This window comes from Niastella sp. sgz303648 (assembly GCF_059587045.1).
On record NZ_JCAPSW010000001.1, the window covers coordinates 937,448 to 956,824 of the forward strand.

Here is a 19,377-nt window from a genome sequence, read left to right on the forward strand (position 1 = left end):
TTCTTTTGCTAAGCGAGGTTAACCGTGTCACGCTCATTGCGTCATTGCTGCGCTCCCTTACTGATTTTGTTATTTACAATCCGCGCATTGCCATCTATATCTGTTGAACCATTTACACTGGCAGATATAACAACACCCGTATTTTTTGCAGTTGAAGCAGCCTGAATATGTAAATCGGGCGAAGTAGTGCTGATGAACAGCGGGTCGGTACCATTGGTTGAACCGGCATCGCCACCGCAGGCGCTTTGCCATGCTGAGAAGTCGGTGTATTCTGTGCCGTTCCAGATCCATTTGGCCGTGCCTGTTGAATAATACAGGTTATTATCTATACTATTATTACTGCCGGTAGTAGTGTATTTGTGCACGAACACATCTGTTGGGCGGGCATATACAATATTATTTTTTATTACGTTGCTGTCGCAATTTTCAGTAAGGCGTATCTCTCCCTCTATTTCACCAAAAGCACCGGTTACGCGATCATTCTGAAACAACGTGTTGTTAACAACGTAACAACTTTTAGTACCGGCGCCAACATAGTTTAAGTAATCGCCCATATAAATACCAGTGCGCCAGCAGTTGTATACGAAATTATTCCTCACAATAGTACTTCTGGTTGCATAGGTTTTGCTTTCGCTCACCAGGCCAATACCCCGGTCGCTGTTGTATACTCTATTTCTTTCAACAATGGTATTGGCGCCGCCGCAAACGTATATAGCAATGGCGCCGTAATTGTTGGCGCCCCAAACATCAACACTGTTTGCCATGGAAATGTTATACAAAACATTATCGCTTACCACGCCGTTACGCGCATAATTGGTAGCCACATTACCGGTTGGATTTAAATTATCGCCGCCGGCTATTATAATGCCGATGTTCTCAGTATTATACATAGTATTACGGCTTATGGTAAAACCATCGATATTGCCGGCAAGGGTAATGTTTTCGCTGGTACCGGTTTGTGTGTCGTGAACCGTGCAACCGGTAATAACCAGGTTGCTGATGGCAGCCGTTCCGTTGCCAATCACAAAAATGGCATGACCGCTTCGCCAGTTGGTTAAGCTGGCGCTGTTCTTTATATTATAAATGTTACAGTTCCTGATGGTTATATCTTTTGAATTTCCATTGATGGCAATCCCTTCGGGATCGGTATTGAAAGCAGATGAATACAGGTTGCAGATATCGAAACCATCGATGGTTATATAACGTACACCTGCGAATGTTAGAAGGGCCGTCCACCCGCTAACCGTAATGGTGCTGCCATCAATAACCGGCTTTTCTCCTGCGTATGCTTTTAACGTAATGTTTTTATCAGAAGTGCCGGATTTTGGAAAACTGATTTTCTCATTGTAAACACCGCCTCTTGCCATTACCGTATCACCTGCCACTGCTTTGTTTAAGGCGGCAATTATGGTTTTAAAAGGCGCTTTAATAGTTCCTGCATTGCCATCGCTGCCATCTGGTGATACGTAATATATTTTGCTGACTACGGTTTCAGTAAACGGATCGCTGTTGCTTTTTGAACAGGCGGGAATAGCTATTCCAAAGAAAATAAAAAAGAACAGTTTTTGTTTCACAAATAAGTATTCATTCATTCGCTAATGATTTATTATTGACTCGCGCAAAGGCGCTAAGGCGCAAAATGCCTACCATTGCCAATTGTCCATTGCCAATTGCCTATTGCTTATTGAACCGCTCCCTTGCTGATCTTATTACCAACAATGCGCGGGTTGCCATCGATATCAACACTGCCATGTACATCTGCGGAAATAATTACTCCTGAATTTTTTGCAGTTGAGCCCGGTTGAATGTGCAGATCGGGCTGTGAAGTATTGATCAATAAAGGATCTGTACCATTGGTTGATGCAGCATCTCCACCACAGGCTGTTTTCCACGCTGTGAAATCGGTATATTCTGTACCGTTCCAGATCCATTTGGCAGTGCCGGTGGTATAATACAGATTGTTATCAACAATATTGTTCGAGCCGGTTGTGGTGTACTTATGCACAAACACATCAGTAGGCCGTGCATACACAATGTTGTTTTTAATAACGTTGTTATTGCAACTTTCTGTAAGGCGTATCTCTCCTTCTATTTCGCCAAAGGCGCCCGTTTCAATATTATTAAAGTATAAAGTATTGTTCACCACATAACAATCATTGGTACCGCCGGATGTGTAATTCAGATAGCCGCCGAGGTAAATGCCGGTACGCCAGCAGTTGTATACAAAATTGTTGCGCACCATGCAATTGCTGGTAGGATACGCATCGTTCTCGCTTACAATGCCAATGCCGCGGTCGCACTCATGCAGCTTGTTCCGTTCCACAACAATATTTCTTGCACCATCAACATAAATGCCAATAGCGCCATGCCCATGCGCACCGCCAATGGGGCCGGTGGTCATATCGATATTATACAATTCATTTTCGCTGATAACACCGTTGCGTGCATAATTGTACGCAGCATTTGTGTTAGCCGAATAACCGCCGGCAGCATCTATGCCAATATTTTCGGCATTGTATATTTTATTCTTTCTGATGATAAAGCCGTCGACGTACCCATTGATCGTAAGGTTTTCACTGTACCCGGTATTGCAGTCGTGAATTTCATTTTCTTCAACCAGTATATTCGTCATCATTACATCGGTGTTGCCAATGATCTCGATACCATGACCACTTCGGCCATCTTCGGGTTTTACATTGTGCTCAATATTATAGATCCTGTTTTTTTTGATCTGAATATTTTTCGATCCCTGGTCTACCAATATGCCATTGACATTAACCCATGGCGTGGTGCTTTTATAGTTACAAACATCAAAGCCCTCGAAAATGATAAAACTTACGTTACGAATAGTTATCATGGCTTCTTTGCCGCTTATAGAAAGACCGGTACCATCAATGATGGGTTTTTCGCCGGCAAAAGCTTTTAGTGCAATGCACTTATCGAGTCGGCCCGATTTTGGGAAAAGCACTTTTTCGTTGTATGTGCCATTGCGAACAAATACAGTATCACCGGGAACCGTTTTGCTTAAAGCAAAATTGATACTTCGAAAAGGCTTGTCGATGGTTCCGGTATTGCCGTCGCTGCCATTGACCGACACGTAGTAAAGATGAGTGCCCGCCGTTTCAGCCACAGGATCACTGCTATTTTTTGAGCAGGCGGGCACGGCCATTGCAAAAAAAATAAAAAAGATAAGATTATGCTTTGCAAACAAGTAATCAATCATAAGGTAAAGGCTATTCGGTGATAATTTTTCTGATGAGGTTGTTATTTTTATCCAGCACATACACGGTTCCGTTTTTATCTACGGCTACACCGGTGGGCGCACTGAATGCCGCAGCCTCTCCTACCGCATCTGCATAACCGGCCACACCGCTTCCTGCGAATGTGCTTACTTTGTAAGTGCCTGCTTCTATAAAACGAATTGACTGATCGGTGTTATAGGTGCCGCCATCCCAGGTACCATTTCCGGCCACATATAGGTTACCCGAAGCATCAAGCGCTAATCCCCAGGGATGATCGAACTTTGCAGCTGCTCCGGCACCGTTTACATAACCAGCCAGCCCCTGCTGCCCGGCAATAACACTGCCGGCCCAGGTTGTTGTTGAATATTTCATAACAGTATGATCTCCGCTCATCACCACATACAGGTTGCCGCTGTTATCGAGCCGGATGCCGGCAGCATAATTAAGACCAGTAACAACAGCAGCACCGGTGGTAAACTGCCCGGTTACCGGATAAATATTGCCCGAAGCGCTGCAATTTGAATAATATACGTAGCCGGTAGCTTTATCTACTGCAACCGACCAGGGGTCCTGTTTAGCCCATGCCCATGTAGTAGCTGTGCCATCAGGCGCTATTTTTCGCACATCCCAGTTTCCGGGATCAACACACCAAAGGTTTCCACCGGCATCAAGCGCTACATCATAAGGCAGGCTGAACTTTGCCACTGTTCCCTTTCCATCGGCATAACCTGAACTGTTGGGATTGCCACAGAAGGTTGTTACATTTCCCGTACTGTCTATTTTTCTGATACAATGGTTACCGGGATCTGCTACATACACGTTCAGATCTGCATCAACGGCAATACCCATGCTGCGGTACCAGTTCTGACCACTGAAACTAAAGTACGCGTCCTCGCCTTTTCCGTCTGAAAAGCCGGGTTTGCCACTGCCGGCCAGTGTTGACACCGTTCTTGTATATACGTAATTAAAAATACCGGTGCTTACCGTGCTGTCATCACCTATAGTCACTTTAATATGACCTGAACCTATCTTCTTCGGAACTACCACCATTATCTGTGAGCCGTTCACGCCCACCACCTTCATAGCTCTGCCATTTAACGTAACAGAAATTTTTGAGGTATCGTTAATAAAGTTATTACCGGAAATCAGCACTTCGGTACCGCCCCCGCCCTGTGCAGGTGTGAATTCATTTATAACTACAGGCGAGGAAGCATCGTGCCCCGAACCGTTGTCTTTTTTACAACCGGTTGTAACTGCTATTACAAAAAGACAACCGATTAAATACTTTATATTATTTGACATAGTGTTTGTAATTGCGTGAATGAAACTGATTATGCGACATTTCGACTACGCTCAATGTCTGATATGCCCTGCGACATTTCGACTACGCTCAATGTCCCCCTTCGATGCTTCGACTTCGCTCAGCACGGGCCCGCTCAGGGGGGATTACCAGCCGGGATTTTGTACCAGCGCCCTGTCTCTTTCTATATCGCTTTGCGCAATAGGAAACAGGTACATGCGATCGTCCCAGTAACGTTTCTGAAATAAAGTTCTCTGGTAAAAGCCGGTAAAGGAAAAACCGAGGCCGCCGTCATTGCCATTTACATTCATGCCATAAATGGTTTGATTTTCGGATTTACCAAGCATTAATCTTCTGATGAGTGTGAAATACCTGTCGCTTTCAAAGCATAATTCAACCTGCCTTTCGCGTAAAATATATTTACGCATTTCGTCTTTATTGCCAACAGCAGCAGGATATACCGTTTCGATACCCGGCAAATCGGCCCGCTCCCGAACCATGTTCAGGTATTTTACAATGTCGGCATTGGCAGGATCGTATTCATTCAGCGCCTCAACATAATCGAGCAATATTTCGGCATAGCGTATTAAAATATACGGACGGTATGAGGTAACGTCGTTGCGTATGTTATCTGAAGGGCTTACTCTTTTTAATATATCATATCCGGTAATATTATTGGACCCCGCAGACTTCTGGCCCGATTTACCATTGTAATAATACTCTACCCGGCCATTGCCATTTTTATTTCCATCAGATGAATAATAATTCTTATCATCAACACTCGGTGCCGGCACTACCGGGCGACCATTATATTGGATAAAAGCATAAAAACGGGGTTCCCGGTTGGCATACATATTCCAGTCGCCTTTTTTATGTCCCAACGCATTCGGTCCGTCGGTGGCAGCAAAACCGGTTTCAACATAGCCCGAAGCCGGGTCATCGATGGTTCTTCCATTATTCATATAAAATGCATCAACAATATTTTGCGTGGCATTATACAGGTTATAACCGCCGGGTCCGGGAGAAACGCATTTCGTCCAGCCCCAGTACGACCAGTTGTTATTTGCAAAAACAATTTCCGCGTTCCAGGTGGTTAAAAAAAGATCCCTGAACGAAGCGTAGGCATCAAATGAAGCGCCGCCATTATCAAGATTTGTAAACAGTTTATAGGCATTCAAATCAATAACCGCCTTTGCAGCATCTGCAGCCTGCTTCCATTTACCGGCATCGTATGCAGCGGGGGCCAGCGCTGTACCATTTTGGTTTTTCCAGGAAGCAAAACGGGGGTTGCCATTCCATAACTCACTTGCTGCCAGCAAAGCAACCTGGGCTTTCACTGCCAGGCAGGCGCCTTTTGTAGGTCGTCCGTTATTTGCCGAAGATGCCCATATGGCCGGTAAATTTTGGGCTGCGTTATCCATCAGTTCATTGATGAAGGCAATGCAGGTATCGAATGGCGCTCTGGGATATTGATTATAATCTTCCGTTTTACTCATTACACTGGTAACCTTTACAAAGGGGCCATATTGTTTTAATAACTGCCAATAGAACCAGCCGCGCAAAAAAATACTTTCAGCCTTATACTGGGCCTTCAGTTTATCACTCAATTCAACAGATGGCACTTTGTCGATATTGTTCTCAAACACATACGACTGCCGTATGCCTACATACCAGGTTCCCCAGTTATAAAAGTACCCGCTGTTAGCACTCCAGTTGCCGGCCACCATCTGGCGCACATTCACACCACCGATGCATACCGACGATTCATCACTGGCGCCCATGGTAGCATAATCGCCCCCATCGGTATTGTGCACATATCCGTAAATGTTATACAGGTACGATTCGGCATTGGACCTCGTTTGCCAGATCATATCTTCTGTTATCAGGTTGTCGGGCTTTTTATCGAGGTAATTGCAGGATAACATAACAACCGGCAACAGCATAACAAGGATGCCACGGAGCATTGATGCTTCGCTTCGCTCAGCATGTTTTTTTGCCACGGATTGCACGGATGAACACAGATGAAATACAGATGCTTCGCTACGCTCAGCATCAATTTTTTCTGTGCTTTTGATATATTTATTTTTAGTCATTATTGTCTGTTTTAATCACGTTTAAAATTGCGCTCTTATACCAATAGTAATGGTACGTGCAGGAGGATACGAAGCGGCGGCGGAGCCGAGCTCAGGATCCCATAATTTAAACTTTGAAAAAGTGAGCAGGTTTTGCGCCGATGCATATAAATACAATCCCGAAAAACCGGCTTTTTTCAGCTGAGCGCCTGCAAAATCATATCCCAGTGAAGCCTGTTTCAAACGGCAAAAACTACCATCTTTAATCCACCATGTGCTGTTTTGATAATTATTGCTACTTTGATTCGATACGCTTAAACGGGGATAGTCTACATTCTGACTGGGATTTTCTTTTGTCCATCTGCTGGTTACATTCGACAATACATTACCCGGATATTGCCCGATACCGGCAAAGGGCACGATACCAACACCGCCTGCAGAGCCATCAGGACTTGATACCCCTGTGCCATTGGCCATAATAGCCACATCGGCCACCCCCTGAAAGAAAAGCGACAGATCTATTTTTTTAACCGATACGGTAAAACCAAGTCCGTATAACCAGGTGGGGAAAGACGATTTTTCAAGCCAGGCCCAGTCGTTTCCATCAACCGTTCCATCTCCGTTCAAATCCCTGTATTTGATATCCCCCGGCTGAATCAACATGCTGCCCAGTTTTTGTTCAGCATTTTTATCAATATCATTCTGATCAACAAATAAACCCTGTGCCATATAACCCGAAAAGGCGCCGTAGCGATGGCCCTGCCACTGCTGGTAGGCATTGGTGCGTACAGGCTCATCGGCAAAAACGATCTTATTTTTGGCATAGGTTACGTTTGCGAATAAACGCAAATGAACATTTCGGCCAAACCGTTCATTGTATTCAATGCTACCGTCGTAGCCATGGTTGTTCATTTCACCCATATTGGCGAAAATTTTGCTTAAGCTGTATCCGCCGACTGAGGAGATAGATGATCGCTGTATTAAAATATCTTTTCGTTTATCGCGATAGGCTTCGGCAACAATATTCAGTTTATTGAACAATCCGATCTCGAGCCCTATATTGTATTTTGTTGATTTTTCCCATCTCAGGTTATCTACCCCAAATACACTTTCGGTAATACCGCTGTAAAAATTGGGTGTAAGTCCAAAAGCTGCGCTGTTGCCACCTGTTATATACGTGAGATAACCAAAGCGGTCGAAAACATTTGCCCCAAACTGATCGTTTCCGGTAACGCCATATGATCCTCTTAGCTTAAGCAGATTTACGGTGCCTGCCAATGCATCAAAAAAACCTTCGCGCGAAATCACCCATCCGGCCGATGCCGCAGGGAACAATCCGAACCGTTCGCCTTTTTTGAAATTTTCTGATCCTGTATAACCCACATTTACCTCGGCCAGGTATTTATCGTTGTATGAATAAGTAATACGATTGGCCATGCTTTGATTGCGGTAAGGGATGGCATATTTTACATCGGAAGCGGTTCCTGTTACGCGGTTGCGCAGGTTGTACAATAACAAACCACCTACGCGATGCGGTCCGAAAGAACGGTCATAGGTTATATTTCCTTCGAGGTACATAATGCGTTCGCCCGATGAACTGCTGCTATAAGATAGAAACTGATTACCTGTTCTTACAGGATTTCCAAAAATGAGGTTGCCATTGTCGTCGCGCGATGAAGCATACCAAAGCGTATTGGTGCCAAAGCGGTTATTATCAAACTGCGAATAGGAGTCGAACGAAAAACGCGCCATGGCGCCTAATCCTTTGGTTATTTTATCGAGTTTTTGATTAACGGTCATCACAGATTGCACGATGGGGCGAAACTCTGTTGTATAGCCCGCATTTTGTACCAGGTTAAAGGGGTTGGTTCCTCCGTTATTAACCGGACCGGCAAATTTTCCATCTGGGTACGAAACAGGAAATGCAATAGGATTGGTTGCATAGGCTGCATACCATATACGGGCAGCCGAAGTGCCGGGATAGCGGCTGTTCACCAGCATGGCATCGATATTCAGCGACAGCAGTGTGGTTTTACTGAGATTTACATCAATATTGCTTCTGAAATCGTACCGTTTGAAATTCAAATTGGGATTGTATCCATTCATTTTGGACACTTTGTAACTTCCGTCCTGATCGTAAAAAGAAGCAGAAATATAATAGCGCATGGCTTCGCCGCCTCCGCTTACGTTCACATTGCCGTTATAAAGAGGCGCCCGGTCTTTATAAATTGTTTTTATCCAGTTTACATTGGGATATAAATAAGGATCGAGGCCGCTGGCGGTTTTTTGAATTACTTCATCAGAATAAACCGGCGCCTCATTCATATTGGTTTTGGCTTCATTCAACAACTTCATGTAGGTAACCCCATCGAGCATGTCGGGCTTTTTGGTTAAGCCCGATACGCCTGATTCGAGTTTTACAGAGATCCTTGGCTTACCGGCCGATCCTTTTTTGGTTGTGATGATTAAAACGCCATTAGCGCCTTTGGCGCCATATACCGCAGTGGCGGAAGCGTCTTTCAGTAAGGAAATACTGGAAATATCTTCGGGATCGATGTTATTATAGGCGCCGCCATAAGTGCTGTTTACATCATCGCGCTGTACGCCATCAATAATAATCAAAGGAGATGTACTTCCGGTAAATGTACCAATACCGCGTATGGTGAAAGTGGGATTATCGTATCCGGGCTCGCCGCCTGTTTGCATAGAAATGATGCCGGCTACTTTACCGGCGAGCGCATTGGTTAATGAACGTACCGGCGTGCGCATATCCTGCATGTTCACCGTGGTCACAGAACCGGTAACGCTGATCTTCTTTTGTTTGCCATAGCCTACCACCACGGTTTCTTCCATGCCTTTATCTATCGGTTTCATCACCAGCGCAAAAAATGTTTTATCGCCCACTTTTACGTTTATAGCGTCGTAGCCGGTATAGGTAATGGTAATTATATCTTCGGGTAAAGCCTCTTTAACAAGAAATACACCATTTACATCGGTTTGGGTAGTGTGGCCGCGCGAAACACTTACAGTAGCGCCAATGAGCGGTTCGCCCTGTTCATTCAGCACCCGGCCGGTAACATCAACAGGCGGTGGCGTATTTTTCAAAACAGCCGCAACCACTGCGGGAGGATTGTCTTTTTCCTTAACTGCGATTGTTTTACCGATTATTTCATAAGTAAGCGGTTGATTGTCAAACACCCGCTTCAGGGCTTCTTCGAGCGACACGTTTTGCACCTGAATGCTTACCGGTTTGGCTTTTTGCAACAGCTTGTCTTCGTACCAGAACTGGTAACCACTTTGCTTTTTTATTTGCTGAATTACTTTTTCGAGCGGAGCATTTTTTTCAGACAGCGATATCTTTTGTGCATATCCTTTTGCACTTACCTGCAAGCAGGTTACCAGTAAAAGAAAAGCTGTTAGCTTCATAACGAGCAGAGTTTTGGTTGTACGACTATACCCGGGATGCTGCAAACACAGCCTCCCCTGCATAGCCGGATAAATGGCGAAATGCATACCTTTGTTTTGTTTTGGGTTAAGCAATAAAACAGTCAATGTTTGCTGTTCCGGCTTTTGCCGGAGCATTATTCGGTTAATCCAAACTTTTCGCCGTTCCGGCTCCAACCCGGAACGGTTTTGTTTTTATTAACTCAGTTCTATGTTCTTAGTTCTCAGTTCTTAATTCAGGCATCATGGCATAACAATCAGCTTATTCCCTTCCAGTTTAAAATGCACCTTGCTTACTTCGAGCAAATGCAGCAGTTCAGAAAGATTCGCATTTCTGGGAATACCGCCTGTAAAAGTGCGTTGGGGGATTTCGCCTTCATAAACAACATCTACATTATACCAGCGCGCCACCTGCCGCATGATGCTTTTAATATCGGCGCTTTTAAATGCTGTAACGCCATTCTTCCATGCCATAGCCAGTTCTATATCGGCGTCATCTAGCTTTTTTATGTTTCCGTTGCTAAATAGTTGCGCCTGCTGCCCGGGCAATAAAGTTTGTGGTTCGTTGATTCTTGTTTGTGGTTGGCTACCAGCGGATGTAACTTTTACTTTTCCTTCGAGCAACGTTGTGTTGATCACCTGTTCGTCGTTATAGGCGTTTACATTAAAATGGGTTCCCAGCACTTCAATACGGCCTCCCCCCGCCCCTCCGGTGGAGGGGAGTATGTCGACAGCAAAAGTTTTTTTATGCCCGCTCTCGTCGAACACCTTATTCACTTCGAAATAAGCTTCGCCTGTTAGCTCTATCCTTCTTTCATTTCCGGTAAATGCAACCGGGTACCTGATCGATGAAGCCGCATTCAACCACACCTTACTGCCATCGGGCAATACCAGCTGATACTGTCCGCCACGTGGTGTTGCCAATGTGTTCCAGGCAACTGAAATCTGTCCGCTGCCAGCTTTTTCATATTCTAATTGTCCATTCTTATGCTTTATTACATTTGTATTTCCCTGTTGTGTCAATACGCCGTTCTGCGCGCTGTCGAGTACGATAACCCGGCCATCGGCCAGCGTTAATACAGCTTTGTCGCCACCGGGCAATATATCCTTTACTGAATTTTTGGGTTTATCGTTTTCAGCCATTTTATTTTTCGATACCAGGTTCATGAACCAGTAACCGCCCAACCCCAGGCCCAGTACTATAACAGCAGCGGCTGCTACCTGCAACCACCGTAACCGGCCCGGTTTATTCAAAGGAATAATTATAGTATCATTTGTTGTTTGTGTTACCTGCTGATAAATATGTTCCCAGTCGATATCCTGCGCCGATGCCAGCGGTTGCAGAATCGCATATTGCTCATCCATCAACTGTTCGAGCAATTGCCGGTTTTCGGGTTGAGCAATACAGCCAAACAATTCCTGTAACTCTTCGCGGGTACATGTTTTTTGCATATACCGGTTAAACAGATATTGTATACGAGGGGTGATGCCAGACATTTAATGATTAATTAATGATTTCTTCGCAAATGGGTAATATACAAGTACAGACAGTTGAGAAAAAAAGAAGGACCGGAAAATGTGTGAGATTTTAATAAAAAAAATTCCGCAAACGATTGTGTAGCAAAAAAGAGCAGTTATAATATTTGAAAACTATAGCTCATGCAGAACAAAGCGGAAATCAATGTAGCATGCCGGGCCAGGTGATCCCTGATGTACTTTAATATTTCGACCAGTATATTTTTTACCCGGCTTTTTGATAAGCCAAGCTGCGCAGCAATTTCGTCATGACTAAGTCCCTGTTCACGGCTGAGCCGGAAAATTGTTTGCCGTTGATCATTCAACCGGCTTACCGCATCATCAATCAGCCTGCGGCTATCCTGCGCCTGCAATATTTCTTCGGTAGCATTATCGGCCTGCGACAAATTCACCCATAACTGATTCAACAACTGACGGTCGCGGGCCAGTTTTGTTAAATGGTTCAATGTTTTATTACGGGCAATGGTATAAATGTATTTATCGGGAAATTCAACTTTCGTCAGCATACCGCGGCTTTCCCACAACTTCGCAAACACATCCTGCACAATTTCTTCTGCATCGGCTTTCGAATTGGTCAGCTGCAATACAAATGCAAACAATCGAAGCTTGTACAGATCGAATAATTGCCTGAAGGCTAACTTATCCCCCTCTGCCACTTGTTTTAATAATGCTCTGTCGGTATATAAGTTGTCCAATGGCACCCTGTGCTTCGGTTATAAATTTTAAAACAATAAATAAATTTGAAAAGCAGGCTATTTATTTTTCCCAGGAAAGGTTACCAAACAAACTAAGTTAAAAGATATTTACCGGCCGGTAAGGCTAATTGTTGTTTAGCATCACGATTGTACTAAAAATAATTGAGTGCAGATGATTAAAATTGCCGGGCGGGGTAATGCAAACGATTGAATGCATTATACAAACGTTTGCGTTATTTTTTCTTAAACTGTTTTACAACCAGTTATTTACCTGATTTAACCCAATAAATGATCATTAACGACACCCTAAAAAATAAATGGCATAATGACGATTATTAATATAACAATCATAAATGCTTATGACCTGCATCATTGAGTGAAATGCATAGATGGGCTATTTTCGAACTGGTTTTTCATAGGATATTGGATCAGAACCGAAGCCGGATTTCCATCCGGCTTCCTCATTAATTGTATTGAATACGATTTATTATAACACAAAAACCTCCGACTACGTCGGAGGAAAGATTCACCGTTCACCGTTTGCCAAATCAGTTCAACAGGTTCTCCAGTTCTTTTTCGTTGAGAATGGTAATCGCGCCTTCATTAATATCGATCAGCTTTTCGCTTTTAAATTCGCTGAGGGTTCGTATCATCGAAGCGGTAGCTGTACCTGCAATGGCTGCCAGGTTTTCACGGCTTAAATTAATGGAAGTTTTATATTTTTTGTTAACGGCTATCAGTGCATCGGCCACTTTTTTGCGAAGCGAGTTATAGGCCAGTCCCAGTAACAACTGTTCTTTTTCGGTAATATTCCTGGCCATCATGGTCATGAATTTTGTTACCACTTCGCGCCGGGTATTCATCAATGCATCGAACTCGTCTTTGGGAATTATCGCCAGTTCGGTGTTTTCCATAGCTTCGGCTCTTTCTTTATACACGGTGCCTTCGAGCAACGCTACGTATCCCAGAAAATCGCCTTCGCCATAAATACCTACGATCAACTCCTTACCTTCTTCATTGGTTTTGTAGGTTTTTACTTTTCCTTTCTTAATATAATACAGCCGTGCAGGACGGTTGCCTTCAACATAAATGATTTGTTTTCGTTTATATTTATTGATATCCCGGTTTTCTGACAGCAGGTTTAAAATATCTCTTTCATTTCCAATCCGGGGAAAATCACTTAACGTGCCGCCATTGATGGGAGTTTCGTGTACAAAATCCTGCTTTAGCCATTCGGCCCTCTTTAACCGGCATTCAACGGCCTGCAGCAGTTCTGTTTTTTCAAAAGGTTTGGTAATATAATCATCGGCTCCCAGTTCCATACCCTTTCTCATTTCAGCTCTCTCGGCCCTGGCCGACATAAAAATAAAGGGGGTATTTCGAATCGCAGCATTTTTATGAACCAGATGCAGTACGCCATATCCATCTAATTCCGGCATTACCACATCACATAAAATAAGATCAGGTTTTTCGTGCAAAGCTATTTCTATCCCTGCTTTGCCATCTTCTGCCGTAAATACCTTGTAATTAGCTAATTCCAGAATCTCCGCCGTATTCTCTCTTATCTCCGCGTTGTCTTCAATAACGAGAATCTTTTTCATGTTTGGTTGAGTTTTAAAAATGAAAAATGTCGTTTTTTATGCTGCCAAAGGCATCATAACAAAACATAGCTTTCGAAGGAACACTTTGATTTTTTGGAACCGGTCGCGCGTTACAAATAGGGCACGTTCAAGGGTTTAATACCGGAAAGAAGTCTTGTGATATATAGCGGGAGATGTTCTCTCAATTTATGCACCTTATTGGTTATCAATATGGTGGTTTCACATGTAATACACCTGCTAAGGATTCGGTTTTCTTTTTGAGCCGGGAATACTGGATGACAATTGTGTTAAATTAAAGATAAAATATTTTGTACATTATTCATTACACACACGTTAAAAAATTTTTACACAGGAATACTTCATCATACTACCAAAAAGCTACTACTCAATAGGATTAAAAGTTATCCAGCCCAGGCTTTTATAAGCCGGCTATTGATACGAAAAACCGCGTTAATTAAATGGTGACTTATTTTCAGATAGAATTCGGAAGGGAGATGCAAAAGTGATACTATTTTTTTAAAAATGCGTCCTGAACTGTCTGTAAACTGTGTTAATATTTATGCTAACGTTTTCGTAGGGCTTCACTCAACACAAAAAAAGCCCCGATCGACATCGGGGCTCTGTGTGCACAAACGGTATATATGAAGTTTTATACCATCGTGTTGCTTATGTATTCTCTCATGTGAATTGTAACGATCGCCTTTCTGATTTATAATTGTTTATTTAACATCAAACCATAACCTTGTGAGCAGGTTATCGGTACCCTGACTGGCCACGGCCTGTTTGTAATTATCTCCGTTCAGTGATTGTTCGGTACCCGGATAAATAAAGCGTACAGGAATTTTTCCATCCAGCACACCGGCTACGCCGGCGGTCAATTGCGGATAATCCAGGCGCCTCCATTCAGCAAATGCTTCGAGCCCCTGACCAAACAGGGCGATCCACTTTTGCTCGCCTATCGATTTTTTGTAATTGGCGGCATCAAATTGCACGGCAGTCTGGCCTAAATAATTAGTGACCGTTGTATTATCTGTAATGCCATACTGATTCAATGAGGCGGTAATGGCTGCATTATACAATGTATTGGCATTTTCGGTTGTAAATCCCCGTGCAGCGGCTTCGGCGCGGTCAAACAAAACTTCTGCATAACTAATAATTACTGCCGGGGCCAGTGGTGCATAAAAATAAGAACCGGGTTTTGATGTTTTGGCAAAACCAAGGTTATTGGCGTCGCTGGTAGTTAAACCGCTGGGTACGCCTACATAATTGGTTACCGAAGCATCCGTTGGCTTATTGGCATAAACAGGCAACCGCGGATCATTTAATGCATATAGTTTATCGACCATTGTTTTTGCAATACGATAATCATCGCGTGTATCGAACCAGGCGCTTACCGGGTTTTGCATGGGCGATGTGCTGTAAACAAATTGTGCTGTTTCGGCATTGCTGCTTATAAGCCCGCCGGCATCATTCAATACTTCTGTTATAACCTGTTTTGCCTTGTCGGGGTCCTGATCGGCCAAACGCAGTGCAATACGAAAACGAAGCGCATTCGCGAATTTCTTCCAGCGATCGATTTTACCGCTGTAAATAACATCGCCCGCAATGGCATTGCCACTCGTAGTCAAGGCAGCGCCCGCCGTTTTCAGATCGTTGAGCAAACCATAGTACACATCTTTCTGACTATCGTAAGCAGGCGTAAGATAGGTTTTGATATTACCGGCCTGTTTATAGGGAATGTTACCATAGGCATCGGTGAGTAAACTAAATACCCACGATCTTAAAATGAGCGCCACGCCTTTATAATTTGCGTTGGCCTTTTCATCGGGCAGTTGTAAAATGGTATTCAGGTTGGTGATGCTTTGTGCATAGCCGGTGCTCCACAACGATGTAAAACTGCTGTTTGAAAAAATATATCGGTCTGGTTCAGTGTATTGAATCTTTGCCCAATGCTGAATGATCAGCAATGTTGCGTTGAAATTATTATCGGCCCCCCAGTATAAATCAGCCGTTATTTTCTCAGATGCCGTTAACAGATAATCGGGTTGCGGGTTTTCCGTTGCATTGGGATTTTTGTTCATCTCAGCCAGGTCTTTTTTGCACGATACCGCTCCTGCCATCAAACCCAAAGCAAAAAACAACATTATATTCTTAGTCATTGTGTGGCCATTTAAAATTTGAAGTTGATATTAAAGCCATAGCTTCTTACGGTGGGCAATGTTAAATCTTCAAGCCCCTGTGCATTGCCATTGGTAAATGCCGTTTCGGGATCGATATTGGGCACATCTTTATGAATGATCCAAAGGTTGCGGCCTACGATCGAAATGGTAGCGGCGGCAACACCGATCTTTTTGATCCAGGCGCCGGGCAAGGCGTAGCCGAATTTTACTTCGCGCAGCTTTACATAGGAAGCACTGTATACAAATTGCTCTTCGATATTGCGGGGAGCTTTATAATATTGCGATGCGGGAATGACCGTAGTATTGGCATTGCCATTCGCAGTAACGCCTTTAAATATCATACCATCATCGTAAATAGTTTCTCCATTAGGCACATTGCTACCTTTGGGCAAAGCAACCGTGCCATTCGCTTTGTTATTACCGGGGTAATAATAATACAAACCGCCGTGGTCGGCATCACGACCGGTCAGCGTCATTGCCAGCACACCGGTATAACTGCCGGTTGAGTTGGTGCCGGCAAAAAGCGAACCGCCCACACTGGCATCAACCAAAAACGACAAATGAAATTCTTTATAGGAAAAGCTATTGGTAATACCGCCGATCCAGTCGGGCGTATATTTACCCAATACTTTCTTATTGGGGTCGGCCAGCGGAATGCCGCTGTTGTTCACCACAATATTTCCTGATGCGTCACGCAAATAAGCATTGCCATACAAAGTGCCATAGGGTTTACCCACCGATGCAATAACCTGAATATTCCTGTACGAACCTATCACATAGTTTTGTAAACGGCCTTCATCATCCAGTTTCAGCACCCGGCTTCTGTTGGCTGCATAATTTACATCCACATCCCACTGAAATAATTTGGTTTTAACGGGTGTGATGCCTAACTGTACTTCAATGCCTTTGTTGTTGATCTTACCTGCATTCAATAATTTTTTGGTATAGCCGGTAGACTGACTTACATCTACTTTTAATATCTGATCAACACTGTTTGTATTGTATAAGCTTGCATCAAGACGAACCCGGTTGTTTAAGAACCCCGCTTCAAAACCTAATTCTGTTGAGTTGTTTTTTTCAGGTCGCAGGTCAGGATTCAGGTCTACACCCGAAGTAGTTAATTGCGGATTGCCATTGAAAGGTGCGTTGAAGTTGTAATAATTTAACAGCTGGTATGGATCGGTATCGGCACCCACCTGCGACCAGCCGCCACGAACGCGTGCATAGCTGAGCACAGCGCTTTTTATTTTAAATGCTTCGGTAAGCACCAAGCTGCCGTTGAAGGAAGGATAAAAATAAGACAGGTTTTGCACAGGCAATGTCGACGACCTGTCATTACGGGCTGTAATATTGATAAACGCATAATTTTTATAACCCAATTGAGCCGATGCAAATGCACTGTATATTTTAAATTTTGAATAGAAGCTCGTCGATACCAACGGATCTCTTGAATTGGCCAGGGTATATACATTGGCAACAGCCAGTCGCGGCGCCTGCTGATCATTCTCTTCAAAATATTTTGTGCGAATATTACCACCAGCCAGCACATCGATACTGAAATCGCTGTTGATATTCTTATTATAGCGTAGCGTTGCTTCGGTATTATTTTCATTTACGGTAAACGCATCTTCTTCATACGAACCATACGGCGTTCCGTTGGTACCATAAGCGATGCGCAGCTTACGGCGGTCGTTATAGTAATCATTACCCGTGCGCACATTCAGTTCAAGACCATTGGTGATTGTATAGCTAAGGTCCAGTCCACCGATAAACCGGTTACGACGCTGGCTAACGGTATTTTCATACGCGATCCAATACGGGTTGCTGTAGTAACTGTTGTTCCAGTTAAATGAATTGCCATTAGCGTCTTTATAATTTTTCAACTGATTGATATCAACCTGACGTCCGAACCAGGTAAACTGCAGCATGGTGCTGGTAGCTCTTTTACCGCCTGCACCGGGCAAATTAGGCGCACTATTTACAATATAATCAGCATTAACACCCACTTTTAATTTAGGGGTTACTGTAAAACGCGCATTAAACAACACATTGTTTTTACCAGCTTCGCTGTTAGGCACTATGCCCCATTGTTTTTCGTTGTTATAAGAAATGCGATAGTTATAATTGTCGCCCGCACCGTCGAGCGCAACGCTGTTGCTTAGCGTTACACCCGTTTTAAAGTAATCGCGAACATTATCGGGATGCGCAACAAAAGGCACCGCCTGTCCGTTTGAATAAAACTGCGGAATTAACTGACCATTCAGTTTAGGCCCCCAGCTTTCATCAACGCCGTCGTTTATGCCTCCCCCTTTTCCATCAACATAGTTGAATTTTCCTTCAGCGCCTTGTCCGAATACATTTTGATAATCCGGCAAAATCAATAAGCTTGAAAATGTAGTGTTTGAATTAACCGTAACACCAACACCTTTTTTACTTTTTCCGCTTTTTGTTTTTATAAGAATAACGCCATGCGCACCGCGTGAGCCATACAGAGCAGCAGCATTAGGCCCTTTTAATACGCTGATGGTTTCAATATCTTCCGAATTCAGGTCGGCAATAGCATTGCGATAATCCCTCGAGCCACCGGCGCCCAATTGGGTGTTATCTACCGGTATACCATCCACTATAAATAAGGGCTGGTTATTGCCGTCGATAGACGTTTCACCACGAATCACAATACGGCTCGACCCCATATCGCCCTGCGAATTGGTGATGCGCACACCGGCCACTTTACCTGCAAGTGCATTCACCACATTAGCTTCTTTAGCTTCAGCTATATCGCCCGATTTCAATTCCTGCGTGGCATAGCCCAGCGATTTCCGTTGTTTTGAAATGCCCAACGCAGTTACCACTACGGCATCGAGCGATTTATCGGCAGGCACCAGCCAAATTTGCAGGTCATTGCCTGTGGCCTTCACCGGTATTTGTTGTGTAACATAACCAAGAGCAGAAACAGAAAGCACATCACCTTCTGCCACAGTAACCGAAAACCAACCTTCGTTATCAGAAGCCACGCCCCCGCCCTGCAGTTTGTTAACCAGTATGGTAACACCCGGCAACGGCTGGCCGTTATCTTTTGCAAACACCCGGCCCTTTATCGTTTTCGTTTGCGCAACGGCGTGTAATGACAATAACATAATAACACCAAAAGAAATCAGTGCAACAATTCTTTTCATCTTGAATAATTTGTTAATAAACAGTAGCTGATACAGAAGTCCGATGTCGGAAGACGGAAGTCCGACGAGTTAAATCGGATGTGGTGCGAATAAGCATATGAGGATGACTTTCCGGGTTCAATCCGACCTCT

General features: G+C 43.9%; 10 protein-coding genes. All 10 read right to left on the minus strand.

Annotation, left to right across the window (positions count from 1 at the left end; genetic code table 11):
• Positions 1-41: 41 nt before the first annotated feature.
• Positions 42-1,592: a right-handed parallel beta-helix repeat-containing protein gene (locus tag AC59IL_RS03250; protein WP_496550642.1), complete on the minus strand. Its 1,551-nt coding sequence runs from the start codon at positions 1,590-1,592 to the stop codon at positions 42-44.
• An 89-nt stretch (positions 1,593-1,681) separates the two neighbouring features.
• Positions 1,682-3,223 (minus strand): right-handed parallel beta-helix repeat-containing protein, encoded by a 1,542-nt coding sequence (locus tag AC59IL_RS03255; RefSeq protein WP_496550643.1) that lies wholly within the window; start codon positions 3,221-3,223, stop codon positions 1,682-1,684.
• A gap of 10 nt (positions 3,224-3,233) precedes the next feature.
• Complete coding sequence (locus tag AC59IL_RS03260; RefSeq protein ID WP_496550644.1) at positions 3,234-4,544, minus strand: IPT/TIG domain-containing protein; 1,311 nt, start codon at positions 4,542-4,544, stop codon at positions 3,234-3,236.
• A 144-nt stretch (positions 4,545-4,688) separates the two neighbouring features.
• Positions 4,689-6,635 carry a RagB/SusD family nutrient uptake outer membrane protein gene (locus AC59IL_RS03265; protein WP_496550645.1) on the minus strand — a complete coding sequence of 649 codons (1,947 nt, stop codon included), beginning with the start codon at positions 6,633-6,635 and terminating at the stop codon, positions 4,689-4,691.
• A gap of 21 nt (positions 6,636-6,656) precedes the next feature.
• Complete coding sequence (locus AC59IL_RS03270) at positions 6,657-10,040, minus strand: TonB-dependent receptor (protein ID WP_496550646.1); 3,384 nt, start codon at positions 10,038-10,040, stop codon at positions 6,657-6,659.
• 261 nt (positions 10,041-10,301) lie between these two features.
• Positions 10,302-11,510 carry a FecR family protein gene (locus AC59IL_RS03275; protein ID WP_496550647.1) on the minus strand — a complete coding sequence of 403 codons (1,209 nt, stop codon included), beginning with the start codon at positions 11,508-11,510 and terminating at the stop codon, positions 10,302-10,304.
• A gap of 182 nt (positions 11,511-11,692) precedes the next feature.
• Positions 11,693-12,295, minus strand: coding sequence for an RNA polymerase sigma factor (locus AC59IL_RS03280; RefSeq protein WP_496550648.1), 603 nt, complete (start codon positions 12,293-12,295; stop codon positions 11,693-11,695).
• A 542-nt stretch (positions 12,296-12,837) separates the two neighbouring features.
• The gene (locus AC59IL_RS03285; protein ID WP_496550649.1) at positions 12,838-13,890 is read right to left on the minus strand and encodes a response regulator; all 1,053 of its coding nucleotides are present in this window, start codon (positions 13,888-13,890) and stop codon (positions 12,838-12,840) included.
• Between the two features lie 719 nt (positions 13,891-14,609).
• On the minus strand, positions 14,610-16,049 hold the full coding sequence (locus tag AC59IL_RS03290; protein WP_496550650.1) for a SusD/RagB family nutrient-binding outer membrane lipoprotein: 1,440 nt from the start codon (positions 16,047-16,049) through the stop codon (positions 14,610-14,612).
• An 11-nt stretch (positions 16,050-16,060) separates the two neighbouring features.
• Entirely contained in the window at positions 16,061-19,246 is a 3,186-nt protein-coding gene (locus AC59IL_RS03295) for a SusC/RagA family TonB-linked outer membrane protein (protein WP_496550651.1), read from the minus strand.
• Between the last annotated feature and the right edge of the window lie 131 nt (positions 19,247-19,377).